The sequence below is a fragment of the Pantoea sp. y20 genome, from assembly GCF_054903455.1.
Genome location: NZ_CM142816.1, coordinates 3,309,225 through 3,327,982, shown reverse-complemented (window position 1 = coordinate 3,327,982; position 18,758 = coordinate 3,309,225). Strand labels below are relative to the sequence as shown.

Annotated in this window: 11 protein-coding genes; all 11 read left to right on the top strand. The window is 56.6% G+C overall.

Annotated elements, in window-relative coordinates; translation table 11 throughout:
• The first annotated feature begins 14 nt into the window (after positions 1-14).
• The 11 genes from ACYAC5_RS15490 (at position 15) to ACYAC5_RS15440 (ending at position 18,752) form a co-directional block, all read left to right on the top strand.
• The gene (locus ACYAC5_RS15490) at positions 15-2,228 is read left to right on the top strand and encodes a glycoside hydrolase family 24 protein (protein ID WP_462061986.1); all 2,214 of its coding nucleotides are present in this window, start codon (positions 15-17) and stop codon (positions 2,226-2,228) included.
• On the top strand, positions 2,225-2,662 hold the full coding sequence (locus ACYAC5_RS15485; protein WP_462061985.1) for a hypothetical protein: 438 nt from the start codon (positions 2,225-2,227) through the stop codon (positions 2,660-2,662). The genes ACYAC5_RS15490 and ACYAC5_RS15485 overlap by 4 nt, the downstream gene beginning before the upstream one ends.
• Positions 2,663-2,760: 98 nt before the next feature.
• Complete coding sequence (locus tag ACYAC5_RS15480; protein ID WP_462061984.1) at positions 2,761-3,243, top strand: hypothetical protein; 483 nt, start codon at positions 2,761-2,763, stop codon at positions 3,241-3,243.
• Positions 3,244-3,546: 303 nt separating this feature from the next.
• Positions 3,547-3,735 carry a hypothetical protein gene (locus ACYAC5_RS15475; RefSeq protein WP_061719884.1) on the top strand — a complete coding sequence of 63 codons (189 nt, stop codon included), beginning with the start codon at positions 3,547-3,549 and terminating at the stop codon, positions 3,733-3,735.
• Positions 3,736-4,037: 302 nt separating this feature from the next.
• Positions 4,038-5,174, top strand: a complete 1,137-nt coding sequence (locus ACYAC5_RS15470; RefSeq protein WP_462061983.1) for an efflux RND transporter periplasmic adaptor subunit — start codon at positions 4,038-4,040, stop codon at positions 5,172-5,174.
• A 9-nt stretch (positions 5,175-5,183) separates the two neighbouring features.
• Positions 5,184-8,321 carry an efflux RND transporter permease subunit gene (locus ACYAC5_RS15465; protein WP_462061982.1) on the top strand — a complete coding sequence of 1,046 codons (3,138 nt, stop codon included), beginning with the start codon at positions 5,184-5,186 and terminating at the stop codon, positions 8,319-8,321.
• Entirely contained in the window at positions 8,308-9,708 is a 1,401-nt protein-coding gene (locus tag ACYAC5_RS15460) for an efflux transporter outer membrane subunit (protein WP_280172028.1), read from the top strand. The genes ACYAC5_RS15465 and ACYAC5_RS15460 overlap by 14 nt, the downstream gene beginning before the upstream one ends.
• Positions 9,709-9,850: 142 nt before the next feature.
• Positions 9,851-11,098: an MdtA/MuxA family multidrug efflux RND transporter periplasmic adaptor subunit gene (locus ACYAC5_RS15455; protein ID WP_462061981.1), complete on the top strand. Its 1,248-nt coding sequence runs from the start codon at positions 9,851-9,853 to the stop codon at positions 11,096-11,098.
• Positions 11,095-14,247 (top strand): MdtB/MuxB family multidrug efflux RND transporter permease subunit, encoded by a 3,153-nt coding sequence (locus tag ACYAC5_RS15450; RefSeq protein ID WP_462061980.1) that lies wholly within the window; start codon positions 11,095-11,097, stop codon positions 14,245-14,247. Before ACYAC5_RS15455 ends, ACYAC5_RS15450 begins: the two co-directional genes overlap by 4 nt.
• Positions 14,244-17,348 (top strand): efflux RND transporter permease subunit, encoded by a 3,105-nt coding sequence (locus ACYAC5_RS15445; RefSeq protein WP_462061979.1) that lies wholly within the window; start codon positions 14,244-14,246, stop codon positions 17,346-17,348. The genes ACYAC5_RS15450 and ACYAC5_RS15445 overlap by 4 nt, the downstream gene beginning before the upstream one ends.
• Positions 17,349-18,752 carry an efflux transporter outer membrane subunit gene (locus ACYAC5_RS15440; RefSeq protein WP_462061978.1) on the top strand — a complete coding sequence of 468 codons (1,404 nt, stop codon included), beginning with the start codon at positions 17,349-17,351 and terminating at the stop codon, positions 18,750-18,752.
• The last annotated feature ends 6 nt before the right edge of the window (positions 18,753-18,758 follow it).

Sequence of the window (18,758 nt, the reverse complement as noted above, 5' to 3'; positions counted from 1 at the left end):
GCTAAGGATGCGTTATGAAATTCTCCTATCCCATCAGAAACCTCAATGGCAGTGAATTCCAATCACATGATGAGGTGATGAGCCTTATTGCCAGTGAACCGCATGGATCCTGGGCTATTGGTGCCAACGGCTTCTGGCATGGCGGAATACATATCAGCGATGTCTCCCAGCCATTTTCGGCACTCATACCAGATGCACAGAACAGTGAAGATCCTGTGCCGCTGCAATTCATGACTGATGGCACAATCGTTGCCTATCGCTTAAATGACACCTACCCAACAGCGCGGCATTGCGGCACGACGCTTTGTCATAGTTCTTCGTTTGTGTTGGTGAAATCGCTTTGCAAACCAAATCCGGATAGAGAAGAAACCTGGTTAGAATTCTATTGCCTGTACATGCATCTTGCTGCACTCAACGATTATCCCTCATCGCAGTGTTACAAAGTTGCTGCTGATCGCCGTGGTATCACACTGCGGCGTTTCAAAAAGGGGCATTTTGGCGTGCCTGAAGGTGACGAAGCTAAAAGGCAATACGCGCTTTATCCTGCGCCACCAAGAAGCGGTCAGGTCATTAATGATGGCGACCGGATTGTAGTCTCACGGCAAGGTCGGTTTTATCTTCACAAGAATGGAAAAAGCGAACTTAATACTTTCGGCCTTGCCAGGTTGCTGAAGGCTGGCAAGCCGGGCAAAGAACAGTTTTGGGTAACATTAGATCCTGAGCTGCTGGAGCCTGATGGGGAGATGTATGATCTTATGCCAGACTGGATGGCAATTGCCGCCGATAAGGGCATCTCTAATGATGTAATAATTACGGATGAAGGTGATAAATGGAAAGTCAACGCCGGGACGCCATTAGGATTTATGGGCCTTACCGAAAGGCCAGATACGACTGAGTTAGTTAAAAAGGAATGGTTCATTCATTTGGAATGCCTGAGTGTTGATAGCAGAATGCCTCGCTTTCTTTCTAATCCAGGCCGCGTTCAAACCGATAAGCGTATGCTCAGAGCCGCAAAGGGTGAGCTGATTTATCTTCGAGATGATTTCCGTGAAACACCTGAATTTAGAGAGACGGGCGTTCCGCTAGGAGCACAGCAATTTTTGTCGCGTGATTCAGCCGTACCTCTCCTCGATGATGCCGAACGCTGGTGGTATAACGTCAGCGGTTCAGGCTGGTTGCCACAAGATAAGGTTTTAATAACGGAACAATTCGATCTTTTGAGCCAGGGTTTCACTCCACTTGAAGAAACCAGCAATAATGACATCTCAGAAACATTTAGAGAGCGTTGGATTACAACGGCGCTGGAGCTGATTGCCAGTAATGCCGAGCAACAAAACGATATGAAATTCAGTTTTGTTTTTGATAACTATCGCAGACTTATTGCTAAATTAGAGAATCCTCAATTCCATGGTGTTAATGAAGTGCGTGACGCTTTGCGTATTCGTCACTCGCTAGTACGTGATGTAATTAATCGATTGATAATCCGACATCACTGTGAATGGTTTGGTGGAATATCAAGTGGTCGTTGGAATGGTTTCTATAAGGATCTGGATAGGTTCGATAAGAAATATTGCGAAAAATGGCAATCCGATATGGAGTGGATGAGCCAGGTTGAGCCGTTTGATCAGGATGAACCAATATGGCATTTTCATCCCATCGAGTTTCTGAAAGCCATAAGTTTTTCGCGAATTACGCTTGAAGAAGCCAGGGTTCGGGCATTTATGCGAATGCTCAGAGTTGGGGAAGGTACTGTTGGTGAGGTCGGATATGAAACCCTATTTGGCGGGCAATCATTCATAAAAGATTACAATAAGGATTTTAGCGGTCATCCGCAAGTATCAATAACCCGAGGGAGTCTGACATCGTCAGCGGCGGGAGCTTATCAGGTTATGGGATATACATGGAATGATAAGCAGATGGTATCAGTCAGAAATAAGCATTCAATAAAAGACTTCAGCCCATCGTCACAGGATAAATTCTGCGTCATGCTTTTTAAGTACAAAAGAAAAGGGACTTTGAAAAGCATCATGGATGGAGATATTGATGGTGCGCTTGAAAAACTGAGCTATGAGTGGGCAAGTCTCCCACCAGGAAGGTATGGGCAACCGGCTAAAACTCAAAAAGAAGCTTTGTCATTGTATGAAAACTATCTTCTGGAAGAGTTGAAGGGGAAGTCAGACTTGCATATGGAATTAGGATATATTTTAAAATTACAGGATGAATTATGATTAAACTACTCGCTTCTATTCTTATGATTTTTGCCTTTCAAGTAGAGGCTGAGCTACCAAATGGTATTTGGTCTACAGAGTGTGGAGCAAGTGATGCATTTGACCTTAAGATCTCCAATTCTCCTTCAGATTTGGTCGTTAATGACAATCAAATCGTAGTGCAGTACGCATCCTTAATGGTTTTAGAAAATAAGGTGGATCTCTACTTTATCAAGCCTATCGACTTGGGACGTGGTGGAATGTCCATTAACTGGAGCAATGTCAGCGGAAAAATGAAAATTGCAGAGCTAACATTTTCTGGTGACAGCGGTGTCCTTAACTGGAATGGGTTTTATAACATCAGCGATAAGAAATATTTTTGGGTGGATGATCCCGACTTTGTTCAGAATTATTCTGAACATGGAGTCATCAAATTAAAACGCTGCTCGCAATAAGTTACTAATAATTCACTAACTCGCTGATGGTATTAGCGGGTTAGTTTCTTTCATTTTTTTAATCTAAAATTTAAGTAATATCTGTGGATGGATTGCCAATGATCTGGAATTATCTCACCAAAACTCATATTGTGTTTATTATAACGTTAACCTTTTCATCTGTGGTGTTTTGTGCTGTTACATTGCCTTCTTTATCATCCTTTCATACCCAAGATGTATATAGAAGCTCGGTGGTCCACAAAGAAGATATTGAAAACATGGCACCAAATTTTTCTCACGCATACATAAATGCTAATAAAGTTAACTTTGCAAGCCATTATGTTCTTTTTACCTTTGGCAGCGGTGGCGGTTCGTTGGGATACGGCTTAATCGATGCAATGTCAGGTAAATTAGTGGCAAATGAAATACCATATTATTATGCAGATGAATTAGAACATGATGAGTTTACTATCGACAGCTCATTACTCATCATCAAGGGTAAAGCCCTTGATGATGAAGAACAAACTGTTAAATATTTTGCGATAAACGATGGAGAGTTGAAGCTTCTGGAAACAACAGCAATTGATCCATCCGATCAATGAATTAATAGTAAAATATATTAACTTAATGCCTGCTCTAGTCTTAATTCAGCCTCTTTCTGGATTACTTAATCCGATCAGGGAAAAGGTGTGTGTTTTTTTACCTGTAATTTACTACTGTGCGAACTCGCTCACACCTCTTGTCTGAGTCTTAACACTTCCCCGGCAACATAAAAATATCGGGTTGTGTAACCTGTAGGTAACGCACCGCGATGTCGCATTCCATGGCGGTTCGCTAGCCCCTTACGGTGTTGGTAGCGCTTTAAGGGGCGATTTTTTATTGCGACTAGTTGAGGCCAACCCGCGATGCCAAAAACCAAAGACCGCACGCCAAAAGGCGAGGGCCGTTCTTCGGCGTTTCAGTTACGTATTCACCCGGAGCTGCACGAGCAGCTGCGCAGTGTGACCGACGACGACAACGTCACGCTGTCGTGCTGGTTAAAAGAGCTGGCGCGCCGCGAGCTGCGCCGCAGAGGCATTGAACCCAAAGGTTAAATCGGTGGTTATTGCGTGCACATAACCGTAGCGGCGCAATTCATTGCGCTCCGTTGACCTTTTTCCCGCTGTTATCTTGCGCAATAAATTGCGCCGCTACGAAAGGTGCGATTCTTTATCCCGCTGATCAATCCCGCAAAACGCTAAAAATCCCAACCCTTTATGGCACGAAAGGTTTACCATTTTCCTTTGGAAAATATATTTTACGCAACCTTAACAACCCCGCTTAACCCGCCTCCCTACAATGGCTTTCAAGTCATTACCTTCGTGACTATTCCCTTCCTATCTTTTAGAGAACAACTATGCGCCTGAAACTTCTTTCTGCCAGCGTGGTGTTTTTACTGGCAGCCTGTGACCAGGGCGGAGCAAAGCCCGCCGCATCCGCCACCCCGCAAGTGGGGGTGGTCAACCTGAAAGCGCAACCCGTTACGCTTGTCAGCCAATTGCCAGGCCGCACCACGGCGGTGAGAACTGCGCAGGTGCGTCCGCAGGTGAGCGGCGTAATTGAAAAAATCCTGTTTACCGAGGGCGGTGAAGTGAAAGCCGGCCAGCCGCTGTATCAAATCGATCCGGCCACCTATAAAGCCGCCTACGACAAAGCCATGGCGACCTGGCAGAACGATGCGATGGTGGTGAAGCGCTATCAGCCGCTGGCCAACGCGCACGCCATCAGCCAGCAAACCTACGACGATGCGGTTGCCGCCGCGCGTGAAGCGCAGGCCGACGTGGAAACCGCCAAAGTGAATCTCGACTACACGCTGGTGAAAGCACCGATTTCCGGCCACATTAGCCGCTCGCTGTACACCGCCGGTGCGCTGGTCACCAACGGGCAAACCGATTATCTCGCCACCATCACTCAGCTTGATCCGATCTATGTCGATGTCAGCGAATCCTCCACCGATCTGCTGCGCCTGCGCCGCGCGCTGGCCGACGGCAAAATCGCCAAAGTGGCCGACAACACCGCCGCCGTGGGCTTGTCGCTGGAAGATAACAGCCAGTACGCCGAGCAGGGCAAGCTGGCGTTCTCGGAAGTGAACGTCGATACCGCCACCGGCACCGTGGTGCTGCGCGCGGTATTCCCGAACCCGAATAACCAACTGCTGCCTGGCATGTACGTGCATGCCAGCTTCCCGCAGGGCATTCAGCAGCAAGGCATTCTGCTGCCGCAAGAGTCGATCATGCATGACACCAAAGGTCAGCCATATGTCTTTGTGGTGAAAAGCGACAACACCATCGAGCAGCGCAGCATCCACACCGGCGAGATGATCAACGGAGAATGGCTGGTCACCTCGGGCCTGCAGCAAGGGGAAAACGTGGTGGTGAACAACCTGCAAAGCGTGCGCAGCGGGGTGAAAGTCACCACCAGCGCCGCCAACACCAACGACACGCCATCCGCCAATGCGGTGAGTCTTTCGATGACTGACGCAGCGGCGCAATAAGGGGGCGGCATGTCGAAGTTTTTTATTGAACGTCCAATCTTCGCCTGGGTTATCGCCATTATCGTGATGCTGGTCGGCGCGATTGCCGCCATCAGTTTGCCGGTCAATCAATATCCCAATATCTCCGCGCCAGCGGTCTCCATCTCGGTGACCTATCCGGGTGCCAGCGCCGAAACCACACAAAACACCGTGGTGCAGGTCATTGAGCAGCAGTTGAATGGCCTGGATGGTTTGCGTTATCTGGAGTCGAGCAGCGCCTCGGACGGCAGCGCGCAGATCATCGCCACCTTTAATCAGGGCATCAATCCCGATATCGCCCAGGTTCAGGTGCAGGATCGCGTGTCGCTAGCGGAGTCGCAGCTGCCCACCGATGTCACGCAGCAAGGTATCCGCATCCGTAAGTACCAGAAAAACTTCATGATGGTCATCGGGCTGATCGCCAAAGACGGCAAGCTGACCAACGGCGATCTGGCCGACATGCTGGTGTCGAAACTGGAAGATCCGATCTCGCGTACGCCGGGCGTCGGCGACTTCATGGTGCTGGGATCCGAATACGCGATGCGCATCTGGCTCGATCCGGCCAAATTGTACAAATACAACCTGATGCCGAGCGATGTCACCACGGCGATTGATAACCAGAACGTGCAGGTGTCGTCCGGTTCACTCGGCGGTTTGCCGACCATTCAGGGCGCAAAAACCCAGGCGACGATCCTCGGCAAAACCCGTTTCACCACCGTGCAGCAGTTTGAGAATGTGCTGCTGAAGGTGAATAGCGACGGCTCGCAGGTGCGGCTGAAAGATGTGGCCAGCGTCGCGCTCGGGCCGCAAAGCTACGGCATCGATGCCACCATGAACGGCAAACCGGCCGCCGGTATCGCGCTGCGTCTGGCAACCGGTGCCAATGAACTGGATACCGCCAAGGCGGTGCGCCAAACCATCGCCGACCTGAAAGATTCGCTGCCGGATAACGTCGAGATTCAGTATCCGTACGACACCTCGCCGGTGGTCAGCGCCTCAATTGAAGAGGTGGTGAAAACGCTGATCGAAGCGGTGGTGCTGGTGTTCTTCGTGATGCTGATCTTCCTGCAAAACCTGCGCGCCACGCTGATCACCACGCTGGTGGTGCCGGTGGTGCTGCTGGGCACTTTTGGCATTCTTTCGGCGTTTGGTTACAGCATTAACACCCTCACCATGTTCGGCATGGTGCTGGCCATCGGGCTACTGGTGGATGACGCCATTGTGGTGGTGGAGAACGTTGAGCGCGTAATGCACGAAGAGCAGCTCGATCCGAAAGCCGCCACCATTAAATCGATGCAGCAGATTCAGGGCGCGCTGTTTGGCATTGCGCTGGTGCTGTCGGCGGTGCTGCTGCCGATGGCGTTCTTCTCCGGATCGACCGGTGTCATTTACCGCCAGTTCTCGGTCACCATCGTCTCGGCGATGGCGCTGTCGGTGATCATGGCGCTGATCTTCACGCCTGCGCTGTGCGCCACCTTGCTGAAACCGGCGGCGGCGGAGCACAAAACCACCGGATTCGCCGGTTGGTTTAACCGCAAGTTCGACAGCGGGGCGATGCACTACACCCACGGCGTCAGCAAAGTGATTTCCCGTCGCGGCCTGTTCCTGGTGATCTATCTGGTGATCGTCGGCGTGACGGGATTTTTGTTCACCCGCGTACCGACCACCTTCCTGCCGGGTGAAGATCAGGGCTTGATGATGGTGCAGATCACGCTGCCAGTGAACTCGTCGTCTCAGCGTACCCAGCAGGTGATTAACGATCTCAACGCCTATCTGCAACAGAACGAAGCGTCGGTGGTGACCACCACCTTTGGCGTGGCGGGCTTTAACTTTGCCGGTCGCGGCCAGAGCAACGCCATGGCCTTTGTGCGCCTGAAAGATTGGGGCGACCGCACGCACAGCGGGCAAAGCGTGCAGGATTTGGCGAACCGCGTGATGGCGCACTTCGCCAACTATCAGAACGCCAAAATCTTCGCCATGGTGCCGCCGGCGGTGATGGAGTTGGGCAACGCCACCGGTTTCGATCTCTATCTGCAGGATACCGGCGCGCACAGCCATCAGCAGATGATGGATGCCGTGCATCAGCTGATTACGTTGGCGAACAACGATCCACATCTGGCGCAGGTACGTCTTAACGGGCTGGAAGATGAGCCGCAGTATCAGCTGGAGATCAATGATGAGAAGGCCAGCGCGCTCGGCCTGAGCATGACCGACATCAACAACACCTTGTCGGTGGCGTGGGGCTCCAGCTACATCGATCAGTTCATGTATAACGGTCGCGTGAAAGAGGTCTATCTGATGGGTAAAGCGGACTCGCGCGTTACACCGTCGGATCTCGACAAATGGTACTTCCGCAACAGCAGCGGCACCATGGTGCCATTCTCCGCCTTCGCCTCGGGCAAATGGGTGTACGGCTCGCCGCACTTTGAACGCTTTAACGGCTTAACCGCCGAAGAGATTCTCGGATCGCCCGCGCCGGGCCAAAGTACCGGTGAAGCGATGAAGGCGGTGGAACAGCTGGCGAAGCAGCTGCCGCACGGTTTCCGCGTGCAGTGGTACGGCATTTCGTATGAGGAGCAGGCCTCCGGCAGCCAAACCACGCAGTTGTATCTGATCTCGATTCTGGTGGTGTTCCTGTGTCTGGCAGCGCTGTACGAGAGCTGGTCGATTCCGTTCTCGGTGATCATGGTGGTGCCGCTCGGCATCCTCGGCACCATCAGCGCGGTGCTGCTGCGCGGCCTGCAGAACGATGTGTTCTTCCAGGTCGGCTTGCTGACCACCGTGGGGCTGGCGGCGAAAAACGCCATCCTGATCGTTGAGTTCGCCAAAGAGCTGCATGAGCGCGAAGGCAAAACGCTGGTGGAAGCGACGGTAGAAGCGGCGCGGCTGCGTATCCGCCCCATCATCATGACCTCGATGGCGTTTATCCTCGGCGTGCTGCCGCTGACCATATCCAACGGCGCGGGCGCAGGCAGCCAGCATTCGATTGGTACGGCGGTGGCGGGCGGCATGATCACCGCGACTTTCCTCGCCATCTTCTTTGTGCCGATGTTCTACGTGGTGGTTTCGCAATTCTTTGCGCGTAAAAAACAAACATCCGCAAAGGTGGTTAAAAATGAACATGAATAACTTCCGTCTGGCGCTGTTGCCGCTCGCGCTGGCATTGGCCGGTTGTACGCTGGCTCCGCACTATCAGCGCCCGGCGCTGCCGGTGGACGCTAAATACGATCAGGCGACGCCCGTCGGCAACGTCGCCGATTTGCCGTGGCAGAACTTTTTCACTGACGCCACGCTGCGCAACCTGATTCAGCTGTCGCTGGATAACAACCGCGACCTGCGCGTGGCGGCGCTGAATGTACAAGAGGCGCAGCAGGGCGTCACGGTGCAGCGCGCGGCGCTGATGCCGTCGATCAACGCCACGGCCAGCCAGACTTCGGCGCATGAACCGGCCAATCTCTACAACACCAAAACCAGCGGCGCGGTGACCTATCACGAGCTGAACAGCGGCTTGAGCGTCACCTCGTGGGAGCTGGATTTCTTCGGCCGCCTGCAAAGCCTGAGCGATCAGGCGCAGGAAACCTATCTGTCGAGCGCCGCCACCGAACGCGCCACGCGCATTTCACTGATCGCGGAAGTGGCGACGGCGTGGCTGACGCTGAGTTCGGATAACGATCTGCTGCATCTGGCGCAACACACCGCGCAAAGCCAGCAGGAATCGTATCGCCTGACCAAGCTCAGCTACGACGGCGGTGCCAGCAGCGATCAGGATCTGGCGCAGGCCGAAAGCACGGTGCGGGCGGCGCAGGCGGACGTGGCGAGTTACACGCGGCAGGTGCGGCAGGATGTGGATGCGCTGCGCTTGCTGGTCGGCACCGATCTGCCCGCCACGCTGCTGTCACACGCCACGCTGGACGCCAACTGGCACTTCCCGGCCACGCCCGCTGGCTTACCGTCGGATCTGCTGACGCGTCGCCCGGATATCATGGCGGCGGAGCACACGCTGAAGGCGGCTAATGCCAATATCGGCGCGGCGCGTGCCGCCTTCTTCCCGAGCATCACGCTGACCGCGTCCGGCGGCTCCACCAGCAGCTCGCTTGGCAGCCTGCTGGGCGGCGGCACCGGCGCATGGTCATTCATGCCATCGATTAACCTGCCGATTTTTGACGGTGGTAAAAACCAGGCCAACCTAAATATCGCGCATATCGAGAAACGCATTGAGATTGCTGACTATGAGAAGGCGATCCAGACCGCGTTTAAAGAGGTGAACGATGCGCTGGCCGGTCAGGATACCTGGCAGGATCAGCTGACGGCGCTGCAACAGGAGGTTGGCGCCAATCAGCGCGACTACGATTACTCCACATTGCGCTTCAAGCAAGGCGTCGACAATTATCTCAATGTGTTAGTGGCCCAGCGATCGCTTTACAGTGCGCAGCAGTCGCTGATCAGTGCGCATCTCGGCCAATTGAGCCAGAAAATCACCCTGTACAAGGCGTTAGGCGGCGGCTGGAAATCTTAATCACCTTAACGAAACCCTTACGGTTCGCGTATGGAATTCGCGCGGGCATTCAACCGATAATGCGCGTAGTGATGATTTCCCCTTGAAATAGTCCCCTGTTTTACAGGGGATTTTCCGTTTTCTGGCTAACCTGAAGATCCTGATGACTAACAACGCTTCCCGCTCCCCGTTTTCCCGCTGGCTGAAATGGCTCCTGTTGTTGCTTGTGCTATTGATTGTGGCGGGCGTGATCTGGCGCGTGGTCGGCGGTCATGGCGGCATGCCGGGCGGCGGAAAGCCGCCGGGCGCACGCGGCGGTCATCGCGGTGGCGCGGGTGGCCCGCCGGGCATGGCGATGATGATGGGCGGTGCCACGCTGGTACACAGCGGCGTCGCCAGCAGCGCGGATGTGCCGGAATACCTCAACGCGCTCGGCACGGTGATCCCTAACGCCAGCGTCACCGTCACCAGCCGCGTCGCCGGACAGCTGGAAAAAGTGTTCTTTACCGAAGGGCAGAAGGTCAGCGCCGGCCAGCTGCTGGCGCAGATCGATCCGCGCAGCTATCAGGCGACGCTGGCACAGTATCAGGGCGATCTCAATCAGAATCAGGCGTTGCTGAAAAGCGCGCAGTTAACGCTGGTGCGTTATCAGAAACTGGCGGCGCAGGACTCGCTGTCGCGCCAGGATCTTGATACCCAAACCGCCACCGTCGGCCAGTACAAAGGTGCGGTCGCCGCTGATGAAGCGCAGATCGCCAGCGCCAAACTGGATATCGAGTATGCGCGCATCACCTCGCCAATCAGCGGACGCGTCGGTTTGCGTCTGGTCGATCCCGGTAATATGGTGCAAACCACCGATACTACCGGCATCGTGGTGGTGACGCAGATGCAGCCCGCTGCCGTGACCTTTAGCGTGCCGCAGGGCAACATTCCGCAGTTGACCAACGCGCTGCACGGCGGACAAAGCCTGCCCGCCACCGCCTTTGATCAGGACAACAGCCGCGCGCTGGCGCAGGGCGAGGTGAAGTTCATCAGCAACCAGATCGATACCGCGACCGGCACCATTGAGCTGAAAGCCACCTTCCCGAATGAAGACGAATCGCTGTTCGCTAACCAGTTCGTTAATCTGCGGCTGCAAACCAACATCCTGAAAAATGCCACGGTGATCCCGGCGCAGGCGCTGCAGCTGAGCAGCGACGGCAGCTTCGTGTTTGTTATCAATAAAGACAACACCGTGACGCGCAAAGCGGTCACCACCGGGCCAACGTTTGGTGAAGATCAGCAGGCGATTCTCAAAGGGGTGGAACCGGGCGATCGCCTGGTCACCGAAGGCATCGATCGCCTGACCAACGGCAGCAAAGTGCAGCTGGCGGATGAGCGCAAAACCACCGCGACCGCCGAGGCCAAATGAATCCGTCTCGCCTGTTTATCCAGCGTCCGGTCGCTACCATTTTGCTGATGGTCGGCGTGCTGATCGCCGGGATCTTCTCCTACCGTTTTCTCTCCACCTCGGCGCTGCCGCAGGTGGATTACCCAACCATTCAGGTCACCACGCTCTATCCCGGTGCCAGCCCGGATGTGATGGCGTCGTCCGTCACCTCGCCGCTGGAGCGCCAGCTGGGGCAAATGGCTGGGCTAAGCCAGATGACCTCCACCAGCTCAAGCGGATCGTCGATCGTCACGCTGAAGTTCAGCCTCGATCTGTCGCTGGATGTCGCCGAGCAGGAAGTGCAGGCGGCGATCAATGCCGCCAATAATTTGCTGCCGAGCGATCTGCCCAATCCGCCAACCTATAAAAAGGTCAATCCGGCTGATACGGCGGTGATTACGCTGGCGGTGAGTTCCGACACGCTGCCGCTGACGCAGGTGCAGGATCTGGTGAACACGCGCGTGGCGCTCAAGCTGTCGCAGATTAATGGCGTCGGCATGGTGACGCTGGCGGGCGGCCATCAACCGGCGATTCGTGTACAGATGGACCCGAAAGCGCTGGCGGCGCATCAGCTGTCGCTGGAGGACGTCAACACGCTGATCGGCAACAGCAACGTGAACGGCTCGAAAGGCGGCTTCGACGGCAAATATCACTCGGTGACCATTGACGCCAACGATCAGCTGCGCACCGCCGATGAGTACGGCAATTTGATCATCACTTACCAAAACGGTGCGGCGCTGCGGCTAAAAGATATCGCGCATATCGAGCAGGGACCGGAGAACAGCTTCCAGTCGGCGTGGGCCAACAACAGTCCGGCGATTGTGATCAGCGTGCAGCGCCAGCCGGGCGCCAACGTGATTCAGGTGGTGGACAGCATCAAAGCGCAGCTGCCGAAGCTGCAGGCGGCGCTGCCGGACGGCGTGAAGATGAGCATCTTGTCGGATCGCACGCAAACCATTCGCGCCTCGATCAGCGACGTGCAGTTTGAGCTGATGCTGTCGGTGGCGCTGGTGGTGATGGTGACGTTCCTGTTCCTGCGCAACGTGGCGGCGACGCTGATTCCCAGCGTGGCGGTGCCGCTGTCGCTGATTGGCACCTTCGGCGTGATGTATCTGGCCGACTTCAGCCTGAATAACCTATCACTGATGGCGCTGACCATCGCCACCGGCTTCGTCATTGACGATGCGATTGTGGTGGTGGAGAACATTTCGCGGCGGCTGGAAGAGGGCGAAACGCCGATGCAGGCGGCGCTGAAAGGCTCGCAGCAGATTGGCTTCACCATCATCTCGCTGACCTTCTCACTGATTGCCGTGCTGATCCCGCTGCTGTTTATGGGCGACGTGGTTGGGCGGTTGTTCCGCGAATTTGCCATCACGCTGGCGGTGTCGATTCTGGTGTCGATGGTGGTGTCACTAACCCTGACGCCGATGCTGTGCGCCTATCTGCTGCAGCACATTCCGTCGGAAAAACAGTCGCGCTTTTCGCGTAAAGGCGGCGAACTGTTCGACAAGCTGGTGCGCGGCTACGACCGCATGCTGACGGTGGTGCTGAATCATCAGAAGCTGACGCTGCTGGTGGCGCTGGCGACCTTTGTGCTCACCGCGCTGCTGTATATCGCCATCCCAAAAGGCTTCTTCCCGACGCAGGATACCGGGCTGATTCAGGGCGTCACCGTGGCGTCGCAGGATGTGTCGTTTAGCGAGATGTCGAAGCGACAGCAGGCGCTGGCGAAAGTGATTCTGCAAAATCCGTCGGTGGAGAGTTTGTCCTCAACCATCGGCATTGATGGCAGCAACACCAGCCTGAATAGCGGGCGCATCCAGATCAACCTCAAGTCGTTTGACGATCGCGACGACAAAGCCGACGTGGTGATCAAACAGCTGCAACAGGCGGCGCAGCAGGTGGCGGGCATTCAGCTCTATCTGCAACCGGCGCAGGATTTGACCGTTAACGATCAGGTGTCGCCGAGCCAGTATCAATTCACGCTGGATGATGCCGACAGCGAAAACCTGGTGCGCTGGACGCCAAAGATGGTCGCCGCCCTGCAGCAGCGTCCGGAGTTTAACGGCGTGGTGAGTAACCTGCAGGATCAGGGCCGCGTGGCCTATGTCGAGCTGAATCGCGATAAAGCGGCGCGCTACGGCATTACCGCCGCCGACGTCGATACCGCGCTGTACAACAGCTTCGGTCAGCGTCTGGTCTCCACCATCTTTACCCAGGCCAATCAATATCGCGTGGTGCTGGAAGTGGCGCCGCAGTATCAGCAATCGCCCGCTTCGTTTGATGATGTCTATTTGCCGGTGACCAGCGCGAGCAGCAGCACTTCCACCACGGATGGCACCACCACAACCACCACCGGCATGGTGAAGCTCACGTCCATCGCCACCATTCACCAGCGCACCGGTTCGCTGATGCACATGCGGCTCAATCAATTCCCGGCGGTGATGGTGTCGTTCAATCTCAACAAAGGCTATTCGCTGGAAGAGGGGCAGAAGGCGATTGCCACAGTAACGCAGCAGCTGAATTTGCCGTCGAGCATCACCTTGCGTTATCAGGGCGAAACCTCGGCATTCCAGAGCGCCACCGGCAACACGCTGTGGTTGATTCTGGCGGCATTAATCACCATGTACGTGGTGCTCGGCATTCTGTACGAAAGCTTTATCCATCCGGTGACCATTCTCTCGACGCTGCCGTCGGCGGCGGTCGGCGCGCTGTTGACGCTGCTGCTGGCGGGCAGCGAGTTCAGCCTGATCGCGCTGATTGGCGTGATTCTGCTGATCGGTATCGTCAAGAAGAACGCGATTATGATGATCGACTTCGCACTGGAGGCGGAAAACAAGCAGCACATGAGCGCGCGGGACGCGATTCATCAGGCCTGTTTGCTGCGCTTCCGCCCGATTCTGATGACCACCATGGCGGCGCTGCTCGGTGCGCTGCCGCTGATGCTGGCGTCCGGCTCCGGTGCCGAGCTGCGTCAGCCGCTCGGTCTGGTGATTGTTGGCGGTTTGATCGTCAGCCAGGTGCTGACGCTGTTCTCCACGCCGGTGATTTACCTGTGGTTTGATGGCATCGCGCAGCGCGGCAAGCGCTACATGCAGCGCAAGCAGCAGCAGGCGCGAGGCGAGCGATGAACCTCACCCGGCTGTTTATCTTCCGCCCGGTTGCCACGTTACTGCTGACGCTGGCGATCCTGCTGCTGGGCGCGTTGGGCTATCGGCTGCTGCCGGTGGCGCCGCTGCCGCAGGTGGATTTCCCCACCATTATGGTGAGCGCCAGCCTGGCCGGTGCCAGCCCGGAGACCATGGCGGCTACCGTCGCTACGCCGCTGGAGCGTTCGCTGGGGCAGATTGCCGGCGTCACCGAGATGACCTCGACCAGTTCGCAGGGATCGACCAGCGTGATTTTGCAGTTTGATCTCGATCGCGACATCAACGGCGCAGCGCGTGACGTGCAGGCGGCGATCAACGCCGCACGCAGTTTGCTGCCGAGCGCGATGGAGTCGCTGCCGACCTATCGCAAAGCCAATCCATCGGATGCACCGATTGTGATGCTGGCGCTGACGTCCGCCACGCGCACGCCGGGCGAACTCTACGATCTGGCCGAAAGCAAAATCGAGCAGGCGATGGGCCAGGTGAAAGGCGTGGGCGAAGTGTCGCTGATGGGCAGCGCCTTACCGGCGGTGCGCATCGATCTGCAGCCGCTGAAGCTGACGCAGTACGGCATTTCGCTGGATACGGTGCGCAGCGCCATCGCCAACAGCACCAGCAATAAGCCGAAAGGGATTTTGCAGGGCAGCAGCCAGTCGTGGGTGGTGGACAGCAACGGCCAGCTGGATAAAGCCGCGCAGTATCAGGATCTGATCGTTACGTATCAACAGGGCAAAGCGGTGCGGCTGCATGATGTCGCCACCGTGTATGACTCGGTTGAAGATCAGTATCAGGCCGGTTTCCTCAATGCCATGCCATCGGTGATGGTGGGCATTAAGCGCCAGGCCGGTGCCAACATGCTCGACACCATTGATGCCATCAAAGCGCAGCTGCCGGCGCTGGAAAAAAATCTGCCCGCCGATACGCAACTGAAAGTGGTGGTGGATCGCTCGCCGACGGTGCGCGCCTCGCTGTATGACACCGAAGAGACGCTGCTGGTGGCGATGCTGCTGGTGATCGCCGTGGTGTTTGCGTTTCTGCGTAACGTGCAGGCGGTGATTATCCCGGCGCTGGCGCTGCCGGTCTCGCTGATTGGCACCTGCGCTGTGATGTATCTGTTGGGTTACAGCCTCGATAACCTGTCGCTGATGGCGCTGATTATCGCCACCGGCTTTGTCGTCGATGACGCGATTGTGGTGCTGGAAAACATCACGCGCCATATCGAAGAAGGGCTCAGTCCGCTGCGCGCGGCGCTGCGTGGCGCGCAGGAAGTGAGTTTTACCGTGCTGTCGATGACCATGTCGCTGATTGCGGTGTTCATCCCGATTCTGCTGATGGGCAGTATCGTCGGACGCTTGTTCCGCGAATTTGCCGTCACGCTGACGGTATCGCTGCTGATTTCAATGTTTGTCTCGCTGAGCCTGACGCCGATGCTGTGCGCGCGCCTGCTGAAGCCAAAGCCCAAAGTCACGCAACGCCCGCATCCGCTGTATCAGTTTATCGAAAACCAACTTAACGCATTGCTGGCGGCTTATTCGCGCGGGTTAACCTGGGTGATGGCGCACCAAAAGCTGACGATGTTCAGCCTGGTGCTGACCGTGCTGCTCAACCTGTTCCTGTTTTCCGTGGTGCAGAAAGGCTTTTTCCCCAATCAGGATACTGGCCTGCTGATGGGCGCGCTGCGTGCCGATCAGAACATCTCCTTCCAGGCGATGAAGCCGAAAATGCTGCAGTTCACCCACATCATCCAGTCCGATCCGGCGGTGGAGAGCGTGATGTCGTCGATGGGCAGCGGCATGTTCGGCTCGCGCAACAGCGCCAACTTCTTTGTGCGCCTCAAGGATTTTGACAAGCGCGATGCCACCGCCACCGAAGTGGCGAACCGCCTGAGTATGAAAACCAGCCATATTGCCGGCGCGCAGATGTTCCTGATGGCGGCGCAGGATCTGCACATCGGCGGGCGCAGCGCCAACGCCACCTATCAATACAGTTTGCAGGCCGACGATCTCGATCTGCTACGTGAGTGGACGCCCAAAGTGCAGGCGGCGCTGGCGGCAATCCCGCAGCTGAATAGCGTCGATTCCGACTCGCAAACCGGCGGTCAGGAAGTGGTGATTAATATCGATCGTGACCGCGCGAAACGGTTGGGCGTGGATGTGCAGATGCTCGACACCCTGCTGAATAACGCCTTCAGCCAGCGTCAGGTCGCTACGCTCTATCACACGCTTAATCAGTATCATGTGGTGATGTCGCTGCAGAATAGCTACACGCGCGATCCGGCGATTTTGCAGCAGCTGTATGTGATTAACGACAGCGGCGATCGCGTGCCGCTCGCCGCATTCGCCAGCTTCAAGGGCGGCAACGCGCCGCTGTCGGTGGCGCATCAGGGCCAATCCGCCACCAGCACCGTGGCGTTTAACCTCAACGATGGCGTGTCGCTGGAGCAGGCGCAGGCGCTGATTAAGCAGGCGATGGCGCAGCTCGGTTTACCCTCCAGCATTCAGGCCGGTTTTGCCGGCACCGCCGCCGCCTTCGCCCAGCTTACCGCCACCATGCCGTGGCTGATTATCGCGGCGCTGGCGGCGGTGTATATCGTGCTCGGCGTGCTATATGAGAGTTACATCCATCCGCTCACCATTCTCTCAACGCTGCCGTCGGCGGGTGTGGGCGCGCTGTTGTTGCTGTTGCTGACCAACACGCAGCTGACGGTGATCGCGCTGATCGGCATCATCCTGCTGATTGGTATCGTGAAAAAGAACGCCATCATGATGATCGACTTTGCAATTCACGCCGAGCGCAGCCAAGGCATGACGCCGCAGCAGGCGATCACCCAAGCCTGTTTGATGCGCTTCCGGCCGATCATGATGACCACGCTGGCCGCCTTCTTTGGCGCGCTGCCGCTGGCGCTGGGCAGCGGCGGCGATGCCGACTTACGAAGCCCGCTCGGGCTGGCGATTGCCGGTGGTTTGGCGCTGAGCCAATTGTTAACGCTGTTTACTACGCCGGTGGTTTATCTCTGGCTCGACCGTTTAAGCCGCGCCACGCAACGTCAGTGGCTGCGGTTGCGTCATGTGGAATCCCGATAGATGAAAATGTCTCTGAAAATTACGCCGTTGCTCACCGTGATGTTGCTGGCGGGCTGCGCGGTTGGCCCCGATTATCAGCGCCCGAGCATGGCGATGCCGACCCATTTCAAAGAAGCCAAAGGTTGGACGCAGGCGATGCCGCAGGATGCAAACAGCAAAGGTGAATGGTGGCAGATATATCACGATGCCACGCTGGCTAGTCTGCTGAAGCAGGTGAGCATCTCCAACCAGAACGTTGCCAGCTATGCCGCGCAGTACCGCGAAGCACAGGCGCTGGTTGGGCAATCACGCGCGGAGTTGTTGCCGTCGGTAAGCTACGACGCCAGCAGCACGCGCAGCGGCAGCCGCGCCAGCGCCAGCGGACAACGTAGCGTCAGCAACAGCCATGCCGCCGATCTCAGCGCCAGCTGGGAGCTGGATGTGTGGGGCAAACTGCGACGCACGCTGGAGGAGAACCACGCCAGCGCCGAAGCCAGCAAAGCCGAGCTGGCGAATATCACCTTGAGCGCGCAGTCCGAACTGGCGCAGGACTATTTCCAGCTGCGCATCATCGACGAGAAAATCGCGCTCTATCAGCGCAGTATCGCGGCCTATCAACGCTATCTGACGGTGATTGAAAACAAATACGCGGCGGGCAGCGAATCACGCGCCACCTTAGCGCAGGCGCAGATGCAGCTGGAGAGCGCCCGCGCCTCGGCGCAGGATTACCAGTGGCAGCGTGCGCAGATGGAGCACGCCATTGCGCTGCTGCTGGGCCGCGCACCGGCGGATTTCTCCTTGCCGGTGGCGAAGCTGGAGGCCGCGCTGCCCGCGATACCGAACAGCGTGCCGTCGCAGCTGTTGCAGCGCCGTCCCGATATCGCCTACGCCGAGCGCAACGTGGCGGCGGCGAATGCGGCGGTCGGCGTGGCGATTGCCGGTTACTATCCCGATTTGACGCTGAGCGCCAGCGGAGGCGTGAGTTCATCGGCGATCAACAGTTTGTTCTCGCTGCCCAATCGCGTCTGGTCTTTGGGGCCGGAGCTGAGCGGTACGCTGTTAGATTTCGGCGCCACCTCAGCGAAAGTCGAACAGGCACGCGCCGCCTATGATGCCAGCGTTGCCAGCTATCGCCAGTCGGTGCTGACCGGCATGGGCGAAGTGGAAGATTATCTGGTGCAGCTGAATACTTTGCAGGGCGAAATCGCCGCACAGCAGCGCGCCACCGACGCGGCGCAGGAATCGGCACGCGTGACGCGCAATCAGTATGATGCCGGAATGATCGACTATCTCGACGTCGCCACCACCGAAAACAGCAGCCTGAGCGCGCAGCAGAGTTTGCTGTCGCTGCAGAGCACGCAGTGGGTCAGCAGCGTCGGCCTGATCGCCGCGCTGGGCGGTGGCTGGCAGGCGGATACGCGGTAAAACCAG